Source organism: Candidatus Ancaeobacter aquaticus, from assembly GCA_030765405.1.
GTDB lineage: Bacteria > Auribacterota > Ancaeobacteria > Ancaeobacterales > Ancaeobacteraceae > Ancaeobacter > Ancaeobacter aquaticus.
This window is the reverse complement of sequence record JAVCCP010000033.1, coordinates 21,770-48,137: the sequence shown is the minus strand read 5'-3', so window position 1 is coordinate 48,137 and position 26,368 is coordinate 21,770. Positions and strand designations below refer to the sequence as shown.

At 38.6% G+C, this 26,368-nt stretch carries 15 protein-coding genes (1 of these 15 only partly in view); 13 read left to right on the top strand and 2 right to left on the bottom strand.

The window, feature by feature from the left end; genetic code table 11:
* Nucleotides 1-225 precede the first annotated feature (225 nt).
* A complete protein-coding gene (gene uvrA, locus P9M13_03755; GenBank protein ID MDP8262400.1) occupies nt 226-3,066 on the top strand; it encodes an excinuclease ABC subunit UvrA in 2,841 nt (946 codons plus the stop codon).
* Nucleotides 3,067-3,231: 165 nt separating this feature from the next.
* Here uvrA and gspG read toward each other — a convergent pair whose 3' ends face one another.
* Nucleotides 3,232-3,654, bottom strand: a complete 423-nt coding sequence (gspG, locus tag P9M13_03750; protein ID MDP8262399.1) for a type II secretion system major pseudopilin GspG — start codon at nt 3,652-3,654, stop codon at nt 3,232-3,234.
* 164 nt (nt 3,655-3,818) lie between these two features.
* On the opposite strand from gspG, the gene P9M13_03745 reads away from it, so the two are divergent.
* From P9M13_03745 to P9M13_03720, 6 genes are all read left to right on the top strand, one after another.
* A complete protein-coding gene (locus P9M13_03745; GenBank protein ID MDP8262398.1) occupies nt 3,819-4,460 on the top strand; it encodes a phosphatidylserine decarboxylase family protein in 642 nt (213 codons plus the stop codon).
* Complete coding sequence (gene pssA / locus P9M13_03740) at nt 4,450-5,208, top strand: CDP-diacylglycerol--serine O-phosphatidyltransferase (GenBank protein ID MDP8262397.1); 759 nt, start codon at nt 4,450-4,452, stop codon at nt 5,206-5,208. The genes P9M13_03745 and pssA overlap by 11 nt, the downstream gene beginning before the upstream one ends.
* The gene (locus tag P9M13_03735; GenBank protein MDP8262396.1) at nt 5,198-6,319 is read left to right on the top strand and encodes a L,D-transpeptidase family protein; all 1,122 of its coding nucleotides are present in this window, start codon (nt 5,198-5,200) and stop codon (nt 6,317-6,319) included. The genes pssA and P9M13_03735 overlap by 11 nt, the downstream gene beginning before the upstream one ends.
* A gap of 97 nt (nt 6,320-6,416) precedes the next feature.
* Nucleotides 6,417-7,484, top strand: a complete 1,068-nt coding sequence (locus tag P9M13_03730; protein MDP8262395.1) for an acetyl-CoA carboxylase carboxyltransferase subunit alpha — start codon at nt 6,417-6,419, stop codon at nt 7,482-7,484.
* Nucleotides 7,442-8,659, top strand: a complete 1,218-nt coding sequence (locus P9M13_03725; protein ID MDP8262394.1) for a DUF362 domain-containing protein — start codon at nt 7,442-7,444, stop codon at nt 8,657-8,659. The genes P9M13_03730 and P9M13_03725 overlap by 43 nt, the downstream gene beginning before the upstream one ends.
* A gap of 81 nt (nt 8,660-8,740) precedes the next feature.
* Nucleotides 8,741-9,244, top strand: coding sequence for an N-acetyltransferase (locus P9M13_03720; protein MDP8262393.1), 504 nt, complete (start codon nt 8,741-8,743; stop codon nt 9,242-9,244).
* Nucleotides 9,245-9,257: 13 nt separating this feature from the next.
* On the opposite strand, the gene rnr is transcribed toward P9M13_03720, so the two are convergent.
* Entirely contained in the window at nt 9,258-11,390 is a 2,133-nt protein-coding gene (gene rnr, locus P9M13_03715; protein MDP8262392.1) for a ribonuclease R, read from the bottom strand.
* Nucleotides 11,391-11,606: 216 nt separating this feature from the next.
* Between rnr and P9M13_03710 the strand changes: the two genes are divergently transcribed.
* The 6 genes from P9M13_03710 to P9M13_03685 all read left to right on the top strand — a co-directional run.
* Nucleotides 11,607-12,116, top strand: a complete 510-nt coding sequence (locus P9M13_03710) for a hypothetical protein (protein MDP8262391.1) — start codon at nt 11,607-11,609, stop codon at nt 12,114-12,116.
* An 83-nt stretch (nt 12,117-12,199) separates the two neighbouring features.
* Nucleotides 12,200-12,751 (top strand): hypothetical protein, encoded by a 552-nt coding sequence (locus P9M13_03705; protein MDP8262390.1) that lies wholly within the window; start codon nt 12,200-12,202, stop codon nt 12,749-12,751.
* 115 nt (nt 12,752-12,866) lie between these two features.
* Nucleotides 12,867-13,703 carry a hypothetical protein gene (locus P9M13_03700; GenBank protein MDP8262389.1) on the top strand — a complete coding sequence of 279 codons (837 nt, stop codon included), beginning with the start codon at nt 12,867-12,869 and terminating at the stop codon, nt 13,701-13,703.
* A 21-nt stretch (nt 13,704-13,724) separates the two neighbouring features.
* Nucleotides 13,725-14,459 (top strand): hypothetical protein, encoded by a 735-nt coding sequence (locus P9M13_03695; GenBank protein ID MDP8262388.1) that lies wholly within the window; start codon nt 13,725-13,727, stop codon nt 14,457-14,459.
* 89 nt (nt 14,460-14,548) lie between these two features.
* Nucleotides 14,549-16,435, top strand: a complete 1,887-nt coding sequence (locus tag P9M13_03690) for a hypothetical protein (GenBank protein ID MDP8262387.1) — start codon at nt 14,549-14,551, stop codon at nt 16,433-16,435.
* 231 nt (nt 16,436-16,666) lie between these two features.
* Nucleotides 16,667-26,368: the 5' portion of a HEAT repeat domain-containing protein gene (locus P9M13_03685; GenBank protein ID MDP8262386.1), read on the top strand. 18,858 nt of this gene lie beyond the right edge of the window; the window shows 9,702 of its 28,560 coding nt (coding positions 1-9,702); its start codon is at nt 16,667-16,669; its stop codon lies beyond the right edge, outside the window.

Sequence of the window (26,368 nt, the reverse complement as noted above, 5' to 3'; positions counted from 1 at the left end):
TGCCATGGTATTGTTCCATGCCTTGATCCTTTCCTCTAGTGTTTCCTGTTTAGGACCACTGAGGATAACGTTTCCGGGCATGGAACGCTTCCCTTTATACCTACGGCATTTTAATTTACACTTTTCAGGAGCTAGAATATATGAGAACAGTATTGACATGCATTTATATAATGACTTAGGATTAAAGATTACAAAAATGCATTATTGATTGGATAAAGGTACATAATGCCCATAGAGAATATTTTTATTAAAGGTGCACGGGAACATAATCTTAAGAATATCGATCTGACGATACCCCGCGATAAATTGGTGGTGATAACCGGTCTATCGGGGTCGGGAAAATCGTCGTTAGCGTTTGATACATTGTTTGCTGAAGGACAGCGGCGTTATGTCGAGAGTCTCTCAGCGTATGCACGTCAATTTTTAGCGCAAATGCAGAAACCAGAGGTCGATTATATTGAAGGTCTTTCACCGGCAATATCTATAGAACAACGTACCGCTGGCTCAAATCCCCGTTCAACAGTAGGTACAACCACTGAAATATATGATTATATGCGACTCCTTTTTGCTCGAGTGGGGATACCTCATTGTCCGAAATGCGGGAAAAAGATCAACAAACAGTCTTCGCAGCAGATCGTTGATAGTATTATGGCTCTTCCGCAGGGGACCCGTCTTGATATTCTTGCTCCGATGATACGCGGTCGAAAAGGTGAGCATCAGCATGTATTTGACTATATACGTAAAGAAGGGTTTGTAAAGGTTCGTGTTGATTCTCATGTCTATGATATTAATGAAGAAATAAAGCTCAATAAAAATGTGAAGCACACCATCGAAGCTGTTGTTGACAGGGTCGTTATTAAGCCGGAGGTCCGGTCACGGCTGACTGATTCTATTGAAATAGGACTTAAGCTGGGTGAGGGCTTACTTGTTCTGGATGTAAAAAACACGAAAAAAGAAGAACGATACTTAAGTGAACTCAATTCTTGTACTGATTGCGGAGTAAGTTTTAGCGAGCTTACACCACGAATGTTTTCGTTTAATTCACCGTACGGGGCATGTCAGGCATGTCATGGGCTCGGAACGAGAATGAATATTGATGTCGATCTTATTGTGCCAAATAAAGAGCTTTCGCTTGAAAATGGCGCGATATATCCATGGCAGTATGTTGATAAACCGTTTCTTTATTATAACCGCAGGCTTTTAAAAGGGCTTTCGGAGTATTACAGCTTTGATTTATTGATGCCCTGGAAAGATATCTCAGATGAAGTGAAGGATATCGTGCTGTACGGTAGTAAAGGTCAGAAGATCAGTGTGCAGTTCTGGCATGGTGGTTATCCGCAATACAGGGACATAGAATTTGAAGGCGTTATACCGAACCTTGAACGGCGCTTTCATGAAACGGATAGCTCATATATTAAAAAACAATTTATGGATTATATGAATGAAACGGTTTGTCCTGACTGTAAAGGATCACGTTTAAAGGCTGAAAGTCTCGCGGTAACAATAAAGGAAAAATCGATCGTTGAGTTATGCGCTCTTGCCGTCGAGGATTTAAAAGTTTTTTTTGAAAAAATAAAATTGAGCGCGCAGGAAAAAACTATTGCGCACGAAGTTATAAAAGAAATCACTGAACGGTTAGGTTTTATGACCAATGTGGGGATAGGATATCTCACGCTGGACCGTCAAAGCGGTACGCTCTCAGGCGGTGAAGCGCAACGTATACGTCTTGCGACACAGATCGGTTCGGGTTTGGTTGGGGTGCTCTATATACTTGATGAGCCGAGTATTGGTTTGCATCAGCGGGATAATGAAAAGCTGCTTGCGACATTAAAGCGTATGCGTGACCTGGGCAATACCGTACTCGTTGTCGAGCATGATGAGGCAACAATGCGTGATGCTGATCATATCATTGATCTGGGGCCCGGGGCAGGTGCCGCGGGAGGACATATTGTCGCGCAAGGTTCGCTTCAAGACATATTGAAATCAAAAGAATCGTTTACCGGCAAGTACCTTCGAGGTGATCTTGAGATAGCATTGCCAAAGAAACGAAGGAAGATCCATGCAGATAAGCAGCTTGTTGTAAAAAATGCCCGTGAAAACAATCTAAAAAATGTTGATGTAAGTATTCCGTTAGGTGTATTTGTTGCGGTAACGGGTGTTTCTGGGTCAGGAAAAAGTACGTTGGTTGATGACGTGTTACGTAAAGGGCTCGAGAAAAAACTTAATCGATCTCGGGTAAAGCCCGGGAAACACGATGGGATTAAAGGGATAGAACATGTTGATAAGGTAGCGGTTATTGATCAAACACCCATTGGGAGAACGCCTCGTTCAAATCCCGCAACGTATACGGGTGCATTTACTCATATACGCGATCTCTTTTCACGATTACCTGAATCGAAGATGAGAGGATACGGTGTCGGACGGTACAGTTTTAATGTTAAAGGCGGTCGCTGTGAAGCCTGTAAAGGCGATGGGATAATAAAAATTGAGATGCATTTTTTGCCTGATGTCTATGTTGAATGCGAGGTCTGTAAAGGACAAAGGTACAATAGTGAAACGTTACAGGTAAAATACCGGGGAAAAAACATTAACGAAATATTAAGCTGTACGGTTGATGAGGGACTGCAGATTTTTAAGAATATTCCGGCAATTAAAGATAAATTGAAAACTATGAGTGATGTTGGGCTCGGTTATATAAAGCTTGGTCAATCAGCAACAACATTATCAGGTGGTGAAGCGCAACGAGTAAAACTTTCTTCAGAGCTATCAAAGAAAGCTACCGGAAAAACGATCTATATTCTTGATGAACCGACTACAGGGCTTCATTTTGCGGACGTTCAAAAACTGCTTGATGTTCTGCACAGGCTTACTGATATGGGCAATACCGCAATTGTTATTGAACATAATCTTGATGTGATAAAGACATCAGATTATATTATTGATCTTGGCCCTGAAGGCGGTGCGCGCGGAGGGAATATTGTCGCTGCCGGCCGGCCTGAAGATATTATGAAAGTCAAAAAGTCTTATACCGGCATTTATCTCAAGGAATTCTTAAAAAAGAGGTAGTGAGACTGTAATAGCCGCCTGCAAAGCTATGCGAATTTGCCATATTTGAAGTGTTCTCTGGAGGATGATTTTGAAGGATTAATCCGAAAAATCTAGTGGGTGAAGATCTCACCGCCCCGGTGTGTAAAGCATTTTCACCGGCGCGGTGTATGCGATGAGTAATTTTTAACGTCTTTTTACAATATCGTCACTACTCACAATTCCGTCCGGTCCCAGAGAATACAAGTCATACATATTTCGATTATGTTCCCCCGGGCAGGTATATTGATATGGATTTTTCCAGGGATCATTCAAAATATTTTTTCGTATATAGGGGCCTCTCCAATTTGATGGTTTAGGATTCGTTCTTGGTTTGATGTAAAGAGCTGAAAGCCCCTGAGCTGTTGATGGGTAAAAGGTGTTATCTAGCTCAAATAGTGTAAGCGCACGGTCAAATAGTATCGATATATCATGCCTGGCAATATCTTTTTTGTACACGATCCTGTTTGGCAGAGAAAAAAAATAGAACACGGTTAAAGCTGTAAGCAAGGTTACCAATGCGATAAGTTTTGCGAATATATATCTTCTGTTGTTCTTTATCTTTAACATTTGGTGTCTCTCAGTTATTAAATAGATAGTATACCAGCAATTAACGGGGCAGGATACTAGATTGTTAACTCGTGCCCACTTTAGATTGAGTATCTCCTTATTTTTCTTGACTACGGGGCTCTTACGGCTATAATGACAACGTTTATATGGAGCGTATCTTAGATATGAAAATAAGAATAGTTAAGGAAGGGTATCCTCATATCCTTCTCTCATTTTTTATAGGTCTCGTCTTAGTAGTATTTAACATATACTTGGGACTTTTGTGCTTTGCCCTGTGTGTGTTTATAACATGCTTTTTTAGAGACCCTGTTCGTGTTTCGCCTGAAGAAGACGGTATCATTTTGTCTCCTGCAGACGGGCTTGTGGTAGATATTCGGGATATTAAAGATGATACGTTACTGAAAAAAGATGCTCGAAGAGTGAGTATCTTTATGTCCATATTTAATGTGCATGTTAATTATGCGCCTATTGACGGTGTTGTGAAGTATATACAGTACAAAAAAGGACAGTTTAAAGCAGCGTTTGTTGATGAGGCATCGGAATTAAATGAAAGTAATACCGTTTGTGTTGAAAATGGCAAAACAGCGGTTATCCTTAAGCAAATTGCCGGTTTGATCGCCAGAAGAATAGTGTGCGACCCAAAGGTCGGGGACTGTGTTGTGTCAGGTAAACGATATGGGTTAATAAAATTCGGGTCGCGGGTAGAGATAACGTTTGATTCTACATATAATATAGCAGTGAAAAAAGGTGATAAGGTAAAAGGTGCGCTTACCATTCTAGGGGTAAGGAGGGCTAGTGGAGAATAAGCTTAAGAATAAGAATTTGTATATTCTTCCGAATTTATTTACGTCCGTGAACTTTTTCTGCGGTATTCTGTCAATGACATTTGCGTTAAAAGGCGAATTTTATATCGCTGCATGGGTGATTGTTGCCGGTATGCTATTTGATTTTCTTGATGGGCAGGTTGCACGTCTTGTTAATGCAACAAGCAGGTTCGGTGTGGAATATGATTCTTTAGCTGATCTAGTGACCTTTGGTATTGCGCCAACTATATTAATGTATACAGTTGTTTTAAAAGATATTAACCGCATTGGAATAGCGGTTGCGTTTATTTATTCGGTATGTTGCGCTCTACGATTAGCGCGCTTTAATCTAAATACGGTGCTGTTCGAGAAACGAAATTTTGTTGGATTGCCCACACCTGCCGCAAGTGGATTTCTTGCTTCGGTCATTTTGCTGAGGTCCGAATTTCCGTGGCTTTCTATTGATATGGTGTTGCCGTTTTTTATGCTGTTTCTATCATTTCTGATGGTGAGCAACATCAAGTATCCTGCACTAAAAAGCATGATAATAGTCAAAGGTAAGCCGTTTATTAATCTTGTTACTGTTGTCTTGGGTACAAGTATTGCTATATTTCACACTGAGCTGTTCTTGTTTTTTATGTTTCTTTTCTACGTAGTATATGGTCTATTGCGTGAAATTCACTATTATACCCGTGCAAGACGTTTCGAAAAGAGACTTAATTTAGAGAGGAAACGTGCACATGAAAAATAAGACTATACTTGTAATGCTTTCACTTGTAGCGATAACGGTTATATTGCTTGTCGGTATGAAGGTGCGTACAGTGAAAAGACATAATGATTTTATTAAAGCAAAAAAAATGTACGGTCAGGGTGAAGTAACACAATCACTACCTGTCTTTGAGGAAGTATATGACCGTTTAAAAACGAAGGATATTGGCGGAGAGTCACTTATTTATCTTATACAGGGCAATAATGCGACCGGTAATTACGAGAAATCTATTTTCTATGCAGATGAACTTTTGGCCGCGGGACAAGGTGATTATGCTGATAGTTTAGCCCTCTATTGGATGGGTGATTCATACGGTAAGAAGAATGAATATGGTAAAGCGGTACAATGCCTTAATACGCTCATTTCAAAATATGGTACCAGTGAATATGTCGATGATGCTCTTTTTCAACTTGCACGACTCAGAAAAGATGAAAATCAATACCTGCAGGCACGGCACCTGTTAAAACTTATTAAAGATAATTATCCGAATAGTAACTTAATTAGAGAAGCGATTAATATGTATGGTGATTTAAATGCGGCGATACTTTTCTCTCCTATAATTGATGAACATTCGACTATTTATGTGGTAAAACCAGGAGATTCACTTGCATCAATTGCAAAAAAATATAATTCATCTGTCGACTTATTGAAGAAAAGTAATGGGCTCAATAATAAATCAGTCATTAAGCCCAATGACAGGTTAAAGGTAAATAAAGCAGTATTTTCTATGATTATTGATAAGTCAAAAAATACATTAACGTTGCTTGCAGACGGAGAATTGTTTAAAGTATATAATGTAGGTACCGGAAAAATGAATTCTACCCCATGCGGGAATTTTAATGTAACGAACAAGCTAGCTAATCCACCGTGGTATAAACCTGGTGGCGGGTTGATCCCGTTTGGTACAAAAGAGAATTTTTTAGGAACCCGCTGGATTGGGATAAGTTCGCCGGGATACGGGATACACGGCACATGGGAGCCGCAGACTGTTGGTAAGCAATCGAGTGCGGGTTGTGTGAGACTTATCAATGATGATGTTGAAGAGTTGTTTTCTATTGTTGTTCCTGACGATAAAGTGATAATTGTTGATTGAGGTAACGCTGTGAGCTGTAATAATACCAGATGTGAACACCGTTAGAAAAAAAAGACATGTCGGTGTGGTATACGCCTTAAAAGAGAAGGGTTTTTTTATGAATGGATCTGGATTACAATTTGAAAAGCCGATCATTGAGCTTGAAAAGAAAATAGAAGAATTAAGAAAGTTTTCAGATACTGAAGGTATTGATGTCTCTGATGAAGTGAGAAAACTGGAACAAAAAGCGAATGAAATTAAGAAAGAAATATTTACTAATTTAAATGCTTGGGAACGGGTACAGGTTGCGCGGTATCCGAGCCGTCCATATTTTCTTGATTATGTGCAATTGATAATGGATGAATATACCGAGTTTCATGGTGATCGGTTTTTTGGTGATGACCGTGCCTTGATCGGTGGTCCTGCACGGATAGGTGGTCATAAAATAATGCTTCTGGGCCATCAAAAGGGAAGAGATACAAAAGAAAATCTCATGAGAAACTTTGGGTGTGCTCATCCCGAGGGGTATCGTAAAGCGTTACGTTTGATGAAAACGGCCGAAAAGTTTAATATACCAATTGTAACATTTATTGATACACCGGGTGCATATCCGGGGATAGGCGCGGAAGAAAGAGGGCAGGCAGAAGCTATAGCGGTAAATCTTCGAGAGATGATGACGCTTACCGTGCCTATTATCTGTGTTGTTATCGGTGAAGGCGGCAGTGGCGGTGCTTTAGGAATCGGTGTTGGCGATCATATTATGATATTACAAAATGCGTATTATTCAGTTATTTCTCCTGAAGGCTGTGCGGCAATACTTTGGAAAGATAGGAAAAGAGCAGAAGATGCTGCTCGCGCACTGAAGTTGACAAGCGCAGACTTGCTAAAACTAGGGATTGTTGATGAAGTTATTCCTGAGCCAATGGGTGGCGCACACAGAGATTCTGTAGAGATGGCTCGTATTCTAAAAGAATTCCTTGTAAAAAATCTTGATAAGATGTGCTCATTATCCGGTGAGGAAATATTAAACAAGCGATATGAAAAATTCAGAAGGATGGGAGCGTTCGTCACTACAGAAGAACAGATAGATACCAAAAGTGAAGAAGTCGAAACTAAAAACTCATCAGAAACACAGGAAGAAGAATGGGACAATCAGTCGGAGGAACAAACTCAAGAGTCTCATTAATAAAGTGCGCTTCATATAATGATGATGAGCTATACTTTTCATTAAAAAAATGCCTTGATCCGATAATAGATCATTACAACGCCTTCAAAGAAATTAAGGGATCGAAGATCCTCCTCAAAGTTAATCTGCTTTCAACGTCAAAGGGTCCTGACAAACCTGTTAATACACACCCTTCATTTGTAAAACAGCTTGCACGATATTTTATTCAAGAACATGGTGCTCAGGTGTATGTTGGTGACTCATCAGGAAGTTTCTCTCAAGGTTCGACTAATAAAGCTTTTTTCAATATGGGACTCGATCGCATCGCGAAAGAGGTCGGGTTTACTCTCATAAATTTTGATACAGCAAGAAAGAAAGTAATGTGTAATCCTGACCACAAAATCATTAAAGAAATAGTGGTGCCAGGTGAGCTTTTTGAAATGGATCTTGTTGTGACCGTGCCGAAATTAAAAACACATGAACTCGTCGGTTTTACCGGAGCGGTAAAAAATATGATGGGATGTCTACCCGGAAAATTAAAGCGTGATGTGCATGTCAAGGCACCCACATCTAAATCTATGGCAGTTGCTTTGTGTGATATTTATGCGATGGTGCCGACACATTTGGCTGTTATGGATGGCATTATTGGGATGGAAGGAAATGGTCCCGCTGCGGGAGAACCGGTTGAAACGGGGCTTATACTGGCAAGTAATGATCCTGTCAGTCTTGATGCAGTCGTAACGCATCTTTTAGGATATAAAGAGGGTGAAATCAGGACTACTGTATATGCGCATAAAAGAAAACTTGGTGTGGGAGATCTTAACGAAATAGAAATAATAGGCGATGATATGAACGGTTGTTACTATACAGAGTTTGTAAAAGTCGCAAATAAATATAAATTCATACTTGAAAACATTATCCCTTCGTGGCTTATCTCTACAGCGCTAGAAAAAATTATTTCATTTAAACCTTTTATTGATACAAGACAATGTGTTCGCTGTTTTGAGTGTGTTAAGGGGTGTCCGGTAAATTGTATTGAAGATATTGAGGAAAAGCTTATAATACAGAAGAAAAAGTGCATAGAATGTTTTTGCTGTCAGGAAGTATGCCCGGTAAATGCGGTTACAGTAAAACCGCCTCTTGTTAAAATAATGCTGGGAAAAGTGCAAAAAATGATCGAATATATGTCTGGGTAGCTTCGCTACTTCTTTTAGGTGCCTGGTTTTTGCCTTGCAAAAACAGATTTCACGAGAGGTTTGTAGATAGGGATAAATAATATGATTATACGAAAAGCAAAATTAAGTGAAGCTAAAGAGATACATAATCTTATTATGCATTATGCAAAAAAAGAAATGATGCTTCCGCGATCCCTGTCAGAATTATATGAAAATATTAGAAATTATTTCGTGTGTGTTTCTAAGGGTAAAGTGGTCGGGTGTGGCGCGCTTGCTATTGATTGGATTGATCTTGCGGAAATTAAGTCTCTTGCCGTACATGACGGATACATTGGTAAGGGTATTGGTTTGTTACTCATTAATGCGTGCGCTAAAGAAGCGCAGGAACTTGGCATTAACCGTGTTTTTGTTTTAACCAGCATTCCTCTTTTCTTTAAGAAATTCGGTTTTACGGAAACGTCTAAAGAAGATCTTCCTAAAAAGATCTGGGGGGAATGCGCTAAATGTCCGAAATTTCCCGAATGCGATGAAATCGCTTTGCAATACGAGATAACAAAAAAACGATCTAAAAAACCTCTATTATCCTCAAAAAAACGTACCGGTTGATGAGAAACGCGAGTTAAACCGGAACAAAATCTATCTGTTTTTTATAGAGATCAATCTGCTCAATTCTTACCGTAATTTTTTGCCCTAGTTTAAATTTTCTTTTTCTTCTGCGGCCGACAAACTCCTGCTTTTTGAGGTCTACCGTATAATAGTCGTCTTTCAACGAAGAAACTCTAACAAAACCGCTTGTTATATACTCAGTTAGTTCAACAAAAAAACCGTGGTTTTTAATTGAGGTAATTACCCCTGATAGTTTTGTGTTTTGCTTCTTTTGGTAAATAGATTGCAAGAATTGCAGTTTTTTTAGGGTGACTACTTCTTGCTCTGCATCAGCGGCCGTTCTTTCTGTGGTAGAGCAGTGCTTTGATATGATTTTAAGTTCTTGAGGGTCATAGCAGTATTGGTCTGATTTTGTTATGAGCCTATCCAAAATACGGTGAACAATGAGATCAGGATATCGCCGTATAGGAGATGTGAAGTGTGAGTAAAACTGTATTGCAAGCGCAAAATGTCCAATATTTTTCGGGCTGTATTCTGCTACACGCAGAGAACGCAAGAGGCCGATGTTGATTATGTGCTCTTCCGGCTTGTTTTTTACTTTGCTTAAGATTTTTTGAAACTGTTTTGAATCTATATGCCCTGTGTTGAACTGATGTCCATATTCTTTTGCGAGCACTGCAAATTCTTCAAGATCCTCTACAGCGGGGAAATCATGTACACGGTAAATTGTCGGTAACCCTCTATTTGATATGTGCCGCGATACCGCTTCATTTGCTGCAAGCATACATTCTTCAATAAGTGAGTGTGCTATATCGCTTTCTATGCGTTCAATGCCGATCGCTTTGCCGTGAGAGTCTAGGCGTACCTTTATTTCAGGTAAGTTGAGTTCTATTGTTCCGCGCTCGACACGTTTTGCATGAAGCTTTCTGGTAAAACTTCCCAGGGATTTAATAAGGGGTACGAGTGAGCGATTTTCTTGACATAACTCTTTATCTTTTTTTAGGATATTTAAAACTTCTTTATACGTAAAACGTTTTGAAGAACATATAACTGCGTTATGAAACTCGCATTTTTGTATAGTACCGTCTTCACTATAATGTATGAAGACCGATTTTGTCAGGCGGTTTTCTTTTTCTTTCAGACTGCAAATGTTATTAGATAGTCGCGGTGGAAGCATAGGGATGACTCTATCAGGAAGGTAGACACTGTTTGCTCTTTGTCGTGCTTCACAGTCAAGCGCTGAAAGCGGTTTTACATAATATGAAACATCCGCAATGTGTACGCCCAAAATAGTCGTGCCGTCAGGCCTTGTTTCGAGTGATACCGCATCATCATAATCTTTAGCATCATCGGGATCAATTGTAATAGTGGTAAGTTTTCTTAAATCAATTCTGCCAATAGTTTCCGGAGGAGGAGCTGTCAGAGGTATCTGTTCAGATTCACTTATTACTTTATCGGGAAAAGTGAGCGGGAGATTATAACTTTTTATAACAGAGAGAACATCTATCTGCGGATCATTTGATGAGCCGAGTCTCTCAATTATTTCACCTTCAGGATTGACATGTTTTGACGGCCATCCGGTTATTTTTACCACAACTTTATCATGTTGCTTTGCCCCCATTGTTGCGTCTGGTGAAATATATACATCATGAAACAATTTAGGGTTATCAGGAATTACAAAAAAGAATTTTTTACTTTTTGAAAGCGTTCCTACGATCGTTGCGTTATTTCTTTCAATAATACGGATAATTAATCCGCTATGTGAAAGGTTCTTTGTTTCCTGTTTCTTTTTACTGCTATATGATTGGTCTATTCGGACGAGTACCTTATCATTATTCATAGCAGTAGACATGCCGTGCTGGGGGATGAAAACATCTTCGATAGTTTCATCTTCGGGAATAACAAAGCCAAAACCGTTTTCATGTGCGCGTAGTATACCGACGACTAATCCTGTTTTATCCGGAAGCGTGTAATAATTATTTTTGATTTTTATTAGTGTTCCGTCCAGGACCAAATTTTTGAGGAGATTACGAAATGTTTTCTTCTCACTTGTTGTAATAGAGAGGTGTTTTGAAAGCTCAGTCTTTTCCATCGGTTGGAAAGCGGGGCTTTTCATGAAATCTATAATTCTTTTTTTATCTATCATTCAAGTAGCTGCTTTCTATAAAAAAGATAAGAAGTGAGTGAACAGAGACTGTTAAATATTCTGCAGGGCTGAAGCCCTGCCCTACATGCCACTGTTGGTTCACTTATTACAAAATAAGTTTAATTTTACTTGCAGAAAACAATATACATGCTATCATCTATCTCGATTTAAATATACTAATATATACACTTAATAATTAACAGAAAGGAGTAGTGTATGAAACGTTTTTCTGTTCTGGGAGTATTTGTAGTTGCAATGTTTATTGCCGCAAGTGTTGTGTTTGCCGCTTGTGGTCCTGATTGTCAAAAAGCGTGTTGCGTGGAATCAAAAAGCCCTGCAACTGGAATCGAAATAGATAAACTGCCGTTTTATTCTGAAGCCGATAGATTTGGTAGAGGTTTTTTGAATGCAGTATTTGGGTGGACAGTGATTTTTATTCCTGCCGGTGGTGCGATTCATGATAAAACAGAGTTCGGTCAAGGTTGTGATGACATTGCGTGGGGTGGTTTAGATGCATTCACCAGAACGATGGCCGGGATAACAGATGTATTTACATTCTGGGTTCCGCAAATTCCTAAAGACAAAATGTATAAAGATACACCGTTTGATTTATTAGCGCGGGCTTTTGAAGGTAAAAAATGCCCAAGTATTTGCAAACAAGATTCGCTCTCATGCGAAACACGCTGTGGCACAACATGTGTTCAGAAATGCTCAGAAGGTAAATAATTGAGTAAGTGAAATATAAAATCCCCTCTGATTTATAATGAATCGGAGGGGATTTTTTTTTACTGTTCAACAAGAGATATATAATGGTACGTAAACAGAATCCAAAACAAAATGCATTTGCCTTGATGGAGTTATTGGTCGTTATAGGCATAATCATTATCCTTATAGGCATACTTCTTCCCGCGCTTAATTTTGCCAGACAGGCTGCATTAAAAGCACAATGCGCAAGCAGGTTGAAAAATCTTGCATACGCTATCCAGGCTTATGCTACAGATTACGACGGTTATTATCCGTACATCGATAATGCTAATCCTGAGGGCGCGGTTAACGGTTTTAGCGCAAAGTTGGGGAATTATGTAAAAACAGACTCAACAGATGTTTTTAAGTGTACGCACACAAAGACTGATAATCCAGGTGACATGTACTATTTTTATTATCCGGATTTTAACACCTATTATCCGACAAATCCGCGAAATTTATATTATAAAAATGTGGGCGGTAAAACGGCGCGCGGTGATACCGGTACCGGCTCGGTTCCTGTTTTTATGTGCAGAAGTTCAGACGGTTTTTATCCTCATAATCATGGGGTTAATGTCTTGTATGCTGACGGGCATGTTATCTGGGAAAAGAAATAGAGAACTTTTTTATATGGTGTGCGTCATAAGAGGCGTATGGGAATTTTAGTGTATATTGCATTTGTAAATATCAGCAAAATAATATACTATGCTATTGATAACACGGAGATATGACATGAAAAAAATTATTGTAGTATCATTAAGTATTTTGATTTTCTCTGCGGTAATCTGTGAATATGGTTTTACTGAAGGGGAGATACAAAAAACATTAACTGCAGACAGAAAAGCACGGAAGGCGCAAAAAAAGTTAAAGCAGGAGATGCGTGCGCGAAAACATGCTCGTGCAACAGAAATTCCAGAAGAGCTACTTCCCGCAACGATTATTGTTGCAGATTTTGAATCATTTCCGAACAACCTCGGTGGAAACGTTGGGGTGTTTGGTGGTGGCGAACCTGACTGGGATAACAAAGAAGTTCCTCATGGGTGGTATTACAGTAAAACCACACAGGGGTTCACTCCAAAGAATGTTCATGCCGGAGGGCAATCATTTCGTTGTGTAAACGGCTATTCGGTTGATCGTGTCAGGTGGGCGACATTATCATTTGACCTTGGAAAGATCGTTGATGCTGATGTAATACCTATTAGAATAAAATCATTAAATGTCAGCGCTTACAAAAGTCTTATTTTCTGGGTTAAGGGTGATAGAGGCGGTGAAATGTTTCGCGTATTTTTTAGAGATGGCCGAGCAGAAGATTATTTCCCGCAGGTAACACTTGAACCGTTTCCGGGTGGAATCTCCACACAATGGACAAAAGTGGTAATACCCCTGAAAAGGGTCGTAGAATATGTTGATTTGACTTTGCTTGACCAGATCGGTCTTGAATTTGGGACAAATGTCGGTAACGCTGAAGGCAATATATTTTACATAGACGATATTCATTTCTCAAAATATGAAGTGGGTGAAGGCGTTAAGTTAAAGGTATATCCAAAACAGGAAGATAAAGCTCAATAAAACATGATATGGAGTTATGTTATGAAAAAGACCATAATAACTTTTTCATTAGTACTGTTACTGGTGACAACAGGATGGAGTGAAGAAAAAGAATCTTCATCTGAACCGTCAAAAGATTCGAAGATTCAGTCTGCGGCGTTGACCGAAGCAGTTGGGATAGGAGGGAAATATCGGCCTCAAAGAATTATTGTGGCTGATTTTGAGTCTGAACCGAGCTGTTTTCTTGATACGCGATTTGAAGCATGGGGATCCTGCTATCCTTACACAAGGCGTATCGGTCCGTTCGATCCACAGTTTGATCCAAAGTATGTGCATACCGGCTGGGGGAGTTATCGTATTGTCAATGGGATAAGATCTAAAAAGACATGGGGCTGTTTTAGTATGAATTTGGGTCCTGTGACAGATATTTCCAAAGATCCGATAGGGATTCGTCCATTAGACGTGAGTCGGTATACCTACTTATCTTTCTGGGTTATGGGGACTCATGGCGGAGAAAATTTCAAGATAATATTTAGGGATGCACAGGCAGAAAATTATATGCCGGTAACAATATTTACGCCGGATGAGGGTGTTGCAGACGCTAAATGGAAACGGGTACTCGTTAATTTAAATGAAGTAAAACAAAAAATGGAAGGGTATGTTCAAAGAACGCTTAACCTTTCGCAGCTTGTTTCCATAGGTATAGAAATAGGGGATAATGTGGGCAATACGCGAGGAAGTGCCATATTTATAGACGATATAGAGTTTATAAAATAAAAAAACAGACACCAGACAAGAGACCACAGACAAAAGACTAAAAGCAAAAAATAATCAAAAGAATTTTGGAAAGGTTTTAAGGTATTACGATGAAAAGAAAATTAACTACTATAATACTTTCTTTTTTCTTTATTGTTTCGTCGCTTATAATAGTGCATACATCCGCTCATGCATATCTTAGAGAATTAACGAAAGATCAAAGTGGAGATCTTTATAAAGCATATAAGTGGTTTTGCGCGGTACAAAACCGTAATGGTTTAGTCTCTACCCGTGAAGGGACAGAAGGTATTTGTTTTGTGTATGATCAGGCACTCGCTGTTATTGTCTACGTAGCATTTGACGATATTCCTCGCGCAAAAAAGGTTCTCGATTTTTTCGTTGAAAAACATGATGAGCAAATACTCAAAGGTAAATTTATCGGGTATGCGGATATGTATTTGTCGACCGGTGCACGCGGCGCGTATCATTTTGCCGTTGGCCCGAATGCATGGCTCCTTACCGCTATTAATTTTTATATACAGGAAACAGGTGATAAGAAATATATCCCCCTTGCTACGGCGTTATCAAAATGGATGATGTCTCTTGAAGGCATTGAAGGAGGGTTAACGGGTGGGCAGGAAATGGATTTTTATTGGATGAGTACCGAGCATAATGTTGATGCTTTTTCCGCGTTTCGTGATTTTTCTGTTCTTACCGGTAAACCCCGATACAGGATCATGGCACAAAAAATTCATGAGTGGCTCAAAAGATGTACCTGGGTGCCAAGCGAAAAACATTTTATTAACGGAAGATATGACCCGAACTTTGCGACTGATGTTGTTACCTGGTCGATTGCAAGTCTTGGGACCATGTATGCAGAAGGGCTAGATTTTGTAAAAAAAGTAGCGCTCACAAAGAAATATTATAAGTTTAAAGATATTGAAGTAGAAGGTGTGGATTTTGGCAGTACCTATGAAGAAAGTCCATATCCAGACAAGGATGCGGTATGGTTTGAAGGGACAGGGCAGATGGCGATAGCGTGCTATGTGGCTGGTCGTGAAGAAGAAGGTGATTTTTATACGAATGAACTTGCCAGGGCACTCACAGACAGTCCCGCGCACCCTGGTACAATGGGTTTACCCTATGCTTCAAATCCGGGGACTCCCGCATATGGCGGATGGCAAATGCAGGATGAGCCATTATGTGTATCCTCAACGGCATGGTATATATATTCTAAATTGAAATTAAATCCGTTTCTGATGACAGGGAGTCTCAATGTAGATGAAGCAAATGTAGATGTCTTTGCTACAAAAGTAAATATCAGCAAAATGTTTTATTTCACTCCTGTTATAGATAATTTTGAGTACGAAATACCGAAATTTATCACTGCATATCTTGCTAATAAGGTACGGTCAAAAAACTGTGTTTTTACCCGTGTCCTTGATTATAACAGGGCTAAATCGGGCAAAAAATCTATGCGGCTCCTTTTTATTCCTCATATTAAAGAAAAGAAGAAATCAAAAAAAGAGATTGATGCAATGGTTGCGAGTGAGGACCATACTAAGGATAAAGATAGAAAATTCATATCAATGGCTACTGATTCCGATGGAATGAAAATTCCTGTATCAAAAAAACCAAAGTTTATTAATGCGCAAGGATTTACATCAAGACCTTTTATGGAATTGCAGGATTGGAGTTTATTTACCACGTTACGTTTCTGGCTTTATACAGATAACTCATCTAATGAGTTATTTATCCGTATTGTTGACAATAAGGGGAATGTATCAGAAAGCAAGTCAATTGATCTCGAAGGGTATGGATGGAGACCTCAAACCCTCTATTTAAATTCTGAGGATTTTACATTAGTGAAAAGACGAGGAAAAGATCAATCTGCCGGTATCGATCTCAGTAAAGTCAGGAAAATCATGATCGGTATGCGTTCTAAAAAGCCTATGATGGATTCTATAATCTGGGTAGACGATCTCAGGCTCGAATAATCCGCTCAGAAGTACACTATTTTGCAAATGCTTTCCAAATGAATGAAGAATATCCTATTTTGCCTCTATTAGTAGACACTAATATCTAGTAACGCCTTTTTTGCTCACATTTTTTTATGAAAATAATTACATAAAAAAGCGCCCCCCCCCTTGACAAACCACTACTCCATACAGTATAATGAGGGTACAAATCGTGTCTTATGAAAAAATATACAAGAAAAGGGTGCATTTATGATAAATTGTTACCATAAATACAGGTTTATATTCAGAACAATCGCCCTCAGTATTGCCATTATATTCATGTTTGAAAATTGTCTCTGGGCATCTGGCTATACGACAATGAACAATGCAAACGTTACAAATGCAGTTTCCCAAGCAGTGCCTCCAGTAGATATCGGTGCGGTAACAACTCAAGATGTGTTTAACTATGTGCAGGGGAACATCTCAGAAAGTTTTGCGACGATAAAGTCGAAATTCTATGGAAAAGAAAACAAAGCAATTATTCATATTCAGGACTCTCATGCCAACTATGAAGCGCAAGTAAATCTGATAAAGATACTAAAGAATCTAAAACGGAGCAAAATCGGCCCGTCAATGAAGCTTGTAGCTGTAGAAGGTGCAGAAGGTCCTTTGAATGTCGCCCAATATGTCGCCTATCCCGATAACAAGATAAAGCATATACTTGTTAAGCAATTCCTGAAAAAGGGTTTCTTAAGCGGGGCGGAAGCTTTTGCCATAGAATATAATTATCCTGACGGTCTCTACGGTATTGAAAACAGGGATCTCTATCTCGAGAACCTTGGTAATTTCAGGAACGCGCAAAAAACAAAAAATGAAGTTCTCGGTCAGATTAACATCCTAAAGAATATTCTTGCTGAAATTCAAAAACAGGTATTTTTACCGGAGGTTAACCAGTTATTCGCTGAAAAGGAGAAATTTAATACCAGCGAAATATCTATTACCGGGTGGTGTGGGTATATTACAACGGTTGCCAAAAAACTCGGTGTGAATGTTGACAATATGAAAAATATTGCCGTTGTGCGCGCTATTTTGCAAAAAGAGAAAGGTATAGATTTTAGAAAAGTTGATTCGGATCGAACTGTGCTCACTGAAAAATTGAGTGCTATTTTGGATAAAGAGGATGCGACATATTTTGTTGCAAAAAGTGTTGAATTCAGGTTAGGGCAGTTAAGTGCAATCGAGTATTATGAACTATTTGAGACACTATGTCTTAAATCAGGACTTGATACATCCGCATATGGTGATCTCAATAGATATTTAACGCTTACTACCTTGTATAAGAGTATTGATAAACAAGCACTCGTTGATGAAACAAACAGCTTGTATAAAACTATTACAGAACATTATGTAAAAACGGCTGAACAGAAACTGTTTGTTGTTAATAGTACCAAGGTGCAGACACTTGAAAAATTAATAAACCTTGAGCTTACCAGTGATGAGCTCAAAGATTATAAAGCACATAAAGAAGAAATAACGATTTCGCGTATTGCAGAGTTTATTTCGAAAGAAGCCTTAAAATACGGGTTATCTTACACAAAAGACCCGTCATTATCTATTGTTGATAAGAATATTGATGCGTTTGAAAGTTTTTATGTGACCACACTGAAACGTGATAAAGCGATTGTGAAAAACACTTTATCAGCTATGAAAAAATATGATACCGATATCGCTATATTGGTAACAGGCGGTTTCCATACAAATGGTATTACCGAAGGTTTGTATAAAGAAGGGGTGTCCTATATTGTTGTGTCTCCCCGTGTCACCAAAATACAGGCTGATTCACCATACCTTTCAATCATGATGACCGATTTCTCTCCATTTGATAAGTTGCTTGCGCATGTGGGGAGGCGTTTAGCTCCACAACTGTTAACCGCGTTAAAACCGATGGAGATGTGGGCAGAAGGTTTTCTTACAAGAAAATGGAAAATATTTTCTGATATAATAAATATTTCGGGGTATCGTGCTGCGCTGGACCAGTTATTCGCTGAAAAGAAAAATGCAGTAAGAGCAGACGATAAAGGTAGTGTCGCTGACTGTCAGGAGAAAATACGTGTATTATGCGAAAAGGTTGGTGCAGAGGCACATGAAACTAATGCAAAGACCTTAGATAATTTTAAAAAGATTGTTGCAAAAGACCCGTATCTGAGCAAAGAGGAAAAGAACGAAATTATAACGCAATATGAGAAGAATGTTAACAGTATCAAATTTGATTACCGTTCGATACGTTTCTTGGGTAGAACTTTGCTTCTTGCACCGGTAACGTTTGACTGGTTGCGCGATGATTTAGGGCTGCCGGTACCGTATGATATCGCGATAGCTGGTAAAAAAACAGATTATGACGATGAAGCAACTAGAACTTTTGAAGATTTTAAAGGGATAGTGACCGAAGCTTTAGAGTCGGCAAAGATCCCCGGAACAGATTATTGGTATCAGGTTGCTCCATATAGATACTATGTTATAGATGCTGTCGCGCGTGTACTCGCTATGGGAAATGACGAAGCATTCGTTAAAATAGGACAAAATCTGGGGGTACTCTCACGAGTTATAGACCCCAATGAATTGCTTAAGATCATCGATGATCCTGCCAGATATGATGAGTTTCGAGAAGCGTTAACACAAAAAATAGATGATCCGGACGCTTTAAAGTATGTTCCTGATATTACCGAACGGTTCTTAACAAACCCTGTGAGTCTCATCAAAACAGAAGTGCCTAAAATTGCCGTATTAACACAAGAGAAAAGGGAAGAGCGGGCAAGTCAGATCGCTTTGTTGCGTGAGGGGAAATATGAGAATCAGGTCGCGGTTGTACTTGAGAAGTACAATACGCTCAAGAAGACTTTTGATGCAGACATAAAAGAATTTGATACATTTGTAAATTCAAATACGATGAGAAAAAGTACAGATGCATTTGCAGCACTAAAAAGCATTGCTCAATTGAAGTCAGCGCTTACAAATTTTAAGGGATTTTTAAAAGAAGCCGGACAAACTGTTTCTGGGGCGAGAAAGAGTGCTAAAAGTAAAATAGCTGAGCTCAGCAGCTTGTATCCAAAAGTTACTGATGACAAGAAAGTTTCAGGTCGCAGAAACAGCATAGAACAACATATTAATCAAAAAGTTGAAGGAGCTCAGAATGAAATCAAACTTGCTAATGGGCGTTCAGCTGATATGGGAAAGAGAATACATGAGCTCGAAAACGCACTGACGGCACTAGAAAAAGAATTGAATAAAGTGGTGGATACATATAAAGAGAAGAGCGAGCAAGAGGTTACCGCATTTTTAGAAAAAACTGATGATGCTAGGGGTAAATTTAAAAGTACACCGGAGATAGAACAGAAAAAAGCCCTTTTGGAGACGATCACAAAAATGATTAACGGTATCAAAACCGAGCTTACCGCCCTTTATGACAATAAAGTAAAAGCTATTAATTCATTAGAAAATGAATATATGGATAGTGCTCTCACAAGCGGAGTTAAAGACGGCATTGATTCAATTAAAACTGCACGTAATGGTTTATCTATCGAAAAAGAGGGAACCGAAACCAAATTGGCAAAAGCAGGCGGCATAGAACAAGAAATACAGGGGATCTATGAGCAGGAGCTCAAGCAAAACAGAAATGTGAAGCTTATCAAGGATAGTATTGATGCTGTTCAGGCTGAGTTTCAAGCTGGGATAAGCGCGTTTAATAAAACTGTCAGCGTGATGGGTGAGCTCAGCGGGGACGCGATAGTCGGTGGGCTGAAGGCTGATTTTGATAATGCGACGAGTATAGAAGCAAAGAAAAAGATACTTTCCGGCTGGCTAGATACACAGTCTCAAGCAGATACAGACTTCGCTGCTGCTTCACGTGAAGCGTTATTGGATCTAAAAAAAGAAGCAAAAGAAAACGGACTAAAGATAGATGATAGTGTTTTTAATAACAGTATCAATCATTTAGAAGAACTATCGGATAAAACTAAAAAGTTTCTTATAGTCTCAACGGTGATTTCCGATACGATGATAGAAAAGATAGAGTCATTGGAAAGCATTGCTTCTGATGTAATGAAAACTGATTTAGAAAAAAAGAAAACGCTTATCCGTCGCGGCGCTATAAAAGTTGTCGGTGATTTACGCCGTGATCTTAAGGAGCTTGACAGACTGCTTAGTGAAATACAAACAATGAAGGAAGTCTACAGTGCAAATGAAACATTAAAAGGAAAGACTGAAATATTAAGTATCGTAGAAAAAAATATCAAAGATGCCAGGAAAGTTGTAAAGGATGCGTTTGATAAGGCAACTAAGGGAAAACAAAATGTTGTTGATACGAATGAAGATATGTTTGGGTATGTTTCTTCGATTATTGCAAAAACCGATCAGACGATAGCCAAAGAGAAAACTAGTGCAGACGCAAAGATCAATCAAGAAGCTCTTCCAATAAAAGATGAGATCGATACGGATCTTAATCAGAAAATACAAAAGAAACTTGAGCTCGTTGGTGATATGACAAAGTCCATGCAGGAATATGAGTTGCAAAAGAGTAAATTTGCTGGTGTGGTTAGTGAAATAAAGGAAAGCATTCAAGAGCATGCAATAGCAACAAATGATTCTATCAAAGTAGGAATATTTATACAGATGAAACTAAAAATAGACCTTGCTAAAACAATGCTTCCGGAAGTATTAAAGAAATCTCAGGAGCGTTTGGGGAAACTGAAAGAAAAACATGAAGAAGTACTGCGTTTAAAAGATGTTAAGGCTGAATTAGACGAAAAGATAGAACAGTTGTCAATTGATGAAACTGATGCAGATGAACAGTTGCTTCTATGCAATAAAGGCGCACTTACTATATTAAAAGGTATTCGAGATAAAGTAGATACGGCAGCCGCTGATATATTAGCTAACCTTGATGTCAATATTCAGGAAGTGACAAATATGATTGAAGAGATCAAAGAGTTTGATAAAGAATTTGATCTTCAAGCGCCGTCACTGAAGAGTAAAGCTGAGATATTGGAACAGATAAATGAAAGCTTTAATGATGCAGAAACAAAAACGAAAGACGCGTTAACTTCTGCAAATATTGCACTAGAAGAACTTAAAAAGGTGAATGAATCTGTTATTGAAGATGATGAAGTGTCTCCAGTTATAGCGAAAACTCAACAATGGCTAAGCAAAACAGAAACAATCGTTAAAAGCGACTTGAATGCTGCTCGTCTGATAAAAGAAGAAAAAAGCCAACAATTTAAAGATCTCTCCAAGGAATTTGAGAATATGAAGGAACGCCTAGGTGAGATTTCTAATTTATTTACTGCCCAGCTTAAAAAAATTGATGCAACTCTTGACGGTTTGGCGGAATTGAAAAATACATTCGATAAAGATTCTCGATTATCGGCTAAGGAAAACATGCTGCTTGACGCTAAAGCGGAAATTTCGCGAATAAAAAAAATGATCACGATATATCTTGATGGACGAATGAGTGATATAGATAGTGCCGCTTCAGGGCATGCATATCTTGCCACGCTTGAAGAGGGGCAGAAAGTACTGGAATTTGCAAGGGATGAGATTAAGGAAAAGGCAAATGATGTCAAAGATAAAAAGTTAACAGATGCTCAAAATAGTATTTTTGCAATGGAAAAAGAATCACTTGATCTTTATGAACAGCTTGAAAAACTTACACCGGTTATTAGCAAGCTCTTCATTGATTCGTACGCTGATTTTGAAGAGGTGATTGATATTATCGGTGAAATTGATGAGACGGTAAGACAATTTGAAGAAGATGAGATCGTGGATATAAAAGAAGGGTTGGCGGAGTCTATTCAAGAGGAAATGTCTCAGGCGAAGAAGAAACTCAAAGACTCTTATGAAAAGTCAGAGAAGGCTTTCCAGGAATTTAGAGAAGAGCATAAAGTTTCTATTTCGTCTATAGCTGAAATAAAGGAATCTGTTGATGGAGCTCAAACAGAAATCGACGAAAAAAATGCGTCTCTGGATAAAGATATTGCCGCACAAGATGGCGTTTTAAAAGGTTTGGTTTCAGAAGTGGTAACTATTAGAAAACAGGAGCAGGCAACAATCACGGCACTTGGCGATTTTGAACAGTCATTTGATGGTATTCGCAACCGTGCGAACCTGTTGCTTCCGGATGTAGAAGTTATAAAGAATGATATTGATGCAATTGATGATGTATTTATACGTCAGGAAAAGGGTGTTCTTGGCGAGCCGTTTAAGTCAGCTGAAGAGGATCTTGTTAAGATGGAAGATGAATATGCTGAGCTGGGCGTGATGGTTGAAGAGCTTAATGAATTTAAAAAGAACTCAAACGAAATTATTGTCGCAAGCCCTAATGTGAATGAAAAAATAACGATATTAATGCGATCAATTGTTCAGGAGAGAAAGGATCTCAGTAACAAAATGAATAATGCGCAGAATGTGCTGATGAGCATAAAAGTCGACACTGCACGTGATGTAAAGCAAGTGAATGAAAAAATTAATTCCATCATGGAATTAGCAAGAACCATTACTCAGAAAATGAAAACATTTAATACCGCTCCAAATAAAGCAATAGATGATGTTGTTCCACAAGATGTATTCAAACAAATACAGAACCTACTGAAAAGTTACCTAGATTCTAAAAATGAGACATTGAAACTCAGTATTATGAAGCAGGTGCAGGACGGAAACTTTGCAGAGCAGCTTGGTTCGCTTTTGCGATCAGTGCAGTCAACACAAAACGCCCTTTTGCTAGACCTTAAGAAATTGAAAGAAGAGAATATCGGGTATATGTCTATATACACTGAACAACTTGGTGGCTTGTATGAAATGTATGAGGAAACCATAGATATGTCGGCTCAAACCATTATTGACCTTATAAAGAGTGATCAGGAATCATTGTCGGAGATGAGCCAACAGTACGCACGCATAAAACGTGAACGATTCAGTGATAAATTCGACAGTATGCTTAAAGAACTCTCAAATGAGACAAGTATTGTCGATGCCAAGAATAAAGTCGATGAAATAGTAACTCTAATAGATAAAAACAGAGAAGATGCCGACCTCTTTAAAACAGCTGCAGCTGTTAAAGAAGCAAAAAAACGTATTACCGACACAGCAGTCAATGCCTATAGATTAATTTCCCTGAATGAAATAGCAAAACTCGCAGAACAAATAACCGAACAAATTACGCCGGAACAACTTTCCGAAATTAAGAATAAGTTGGAAACGCTTACCAATGCCGCTTTAAAGTTCAATTATAATGGAACAAAGATATTTAGTCAGACAGACATATCCGAGATCAGAAAAAATTATGCCGGTTCTATACAGGCAGTGGAAGAACTGAATACCTATCATAATAAAATCCTTCAGATGAAGAAATCGCTTGCGGATATTGTTGGGTTTACGAGGCAATATGCGCAATACCCGCTTGAAGAGCAGATTACCGTATTATCACGGGATAAGATTATAGAACTTAATGAGGTCTTAAATGCTGTTGGGAGCGAATTAACACGTGTAACAGAGAGCGCTCTGAATAATCCCGATCTTAATAATTACAGGAAAATGGTAGAAACAAATAAAGTTGAAATTAACGGGCTCGTGCAGTATGAAAAAGAAACGATAGAAAACCTTTTCACGGCACAAAAAAATGACATATTTGCGGGAAAAGCAGACAAGATAAAAGCAGATATTTATACGTTGGAAATGGGAGATTTATTGCGCAGATACTCTGATATAGATATGGAAGGTGTTTCTTTAGAGCAGAAAATTGACATCATGACAAAACTGCTTTCAGACGAAAAAAGAGCACAAATAGAAGCGGCGCTGGAAAAGAGCGAAAATGATATTACGTCGCTTGACGCGTGGGCAATAAATGAGCCGCGCATATTGACTGAAAGAAATAATGAATTGATAGCACGTTTGAGGAATCTGCACCAAAACGATAAATCAATGTATGAAAACATTATGAGTAACCTCGAGTTTCTTGCATTAGAGCTAGAAGCAGTCAAAAAAGCAACAAAAGCATTTGATGAGATAATTGTTTCTGTTGGAAACGCAATTGCTCCTCTAAAGACTATGCGTGAAGAGTATGACCTGCGGGATAATTTTATCTCTAAAGAAGACTACATTAATAAAGTAAACACTCAGATAAGAAGCGCACAAAATAATCTTAATAATGCTATAGCAATTGCGCAGTCAACAGATGTTCCTGTCACTGTAATTGGGCATGCCAATGAGCTAAAAAAGAAAATTGAGGCTCTGGCAGTTGAGGTAGATACGTTACAGAAAGAATATACCGGCTCTTACAACACAGCACAGGAAAGCTATAAGAAAGAAGTAATAGCGGTACAGGCTCGTCTCAATGAAATGTACACATCCCTTGAGGCAAATTTTACTAAATTTGCCAAGGAAGGAAAGATCGATGATCTTGACAAGCTTATGGCTGGTGCTGAAAAAGTATATATGGATGGTGCAAAGGATCTTGATTTATTGCTGGTAAATTATGACGGTCTCAAAGAGCAGGATATTAGAAAAGAAGCCGCAGAGGTTAAAAAACTTTTGAGTGCTGCATCTGTAACTCTTACCTCTCTCCAGAAACCATATCTTGATGTGCTGGTAACAGATCAGCAAACACATAAAGCAGAGCTTATCCGGAAAGCTATTGATGAAAAAGAAAAAGCGATGGTATCTGTCCGGAAAGAAAGGGAACGCGTTGATGCACGCATTAAATCTTCCGCTGTAGCTCTGGATGAATTGAGCTCTTATTTTGGATCTGAAATGGTGTTGATAAACGCAGATATTATTTCAAATATCAATAGTTCAAGAGAGAGTATGGAAACAGGGAAACTTGCAGATAAAGAAAAACAGTTTCGAGTAATTGATGTAAATTACAATGAACTAGCAAAAAGAGTTGTTTCTCTTGATGAAGAATTGACGGGTAAAATAGATCAGCTGAAACAAGAGTACAGCGATGTTGCCAAGAATAATCGTCTTTCTGTTCCGCTAGAGATGATCATAAAACATTCGATAGAAACTGCACGTAAAAACGTTGATGACGTTAAAGATAAACGCAACGAAGCCCAAAAACAGATCACAGAAATAAAGGGTTATTTGGCAGAAATTCAAGAGAAGTCTAGATTTGCTTTGCAGCCTTTGCGGACACTGGATGCTTTAATTTCGGGAAAAGAAGATAGTATAGAACATTATAAAGACCTTGCAGGTAAAGAAAAAACAGTAGACGCGAAGGGTGCTGTAGTGTTGGAGATGAAACGTGTTCATGAAGAGTTGCTTATATCTCTTTCCGATGGGGTAACAAAATCTGATGATATCGTTAAGGGTATTATGAGTGAGTATGGTTCGAAAATGGCTGTGTATGAAGATGTTTATGCGGCAATCAATAACCTTATTAAGCAGCAGCAAGATTTTGTCTCGACGACACGGACAGATGTACAGAGCATCACAGACAAAGTATCGCAATTCGCAAGCAACGTTGAAAAATTAAAAGAAGATAAAAATGCTGCACGCAAAAAAGAGCTTACTGACAAAAAGAATGCTCGTATCGCCGCTGAAAATAAAAAAGAAACTGAAAAACAAAATATATTCGACAATTTAAAGAAGACAGCAACACGTTTATTTAATGATAGAGTGATTGCAATTGATAATCAGATACAGTCATATAAAGCATCTGATGTCAACAAAACTGATTTTGAGATAAGAAAACAAAAAATTGATGCATTAGGAAAAGAGATATCAATTGTTGCAGAGCAATTAGAAAAAGAAACTGAAAAAGCGCGCGAAAAAGCAAAAGCTAAAGGCATTGCTTCTTCAGAATTTGAGATCATTCTCATCCAAAGAGAAGCGGAAATACCATCTCTTACTGCTATTCGTTCACTGTGGATACAGTTAGGAGAGGTAGAAGAGAATTATAAAGAAGATAGTCCCGCTTCAGTA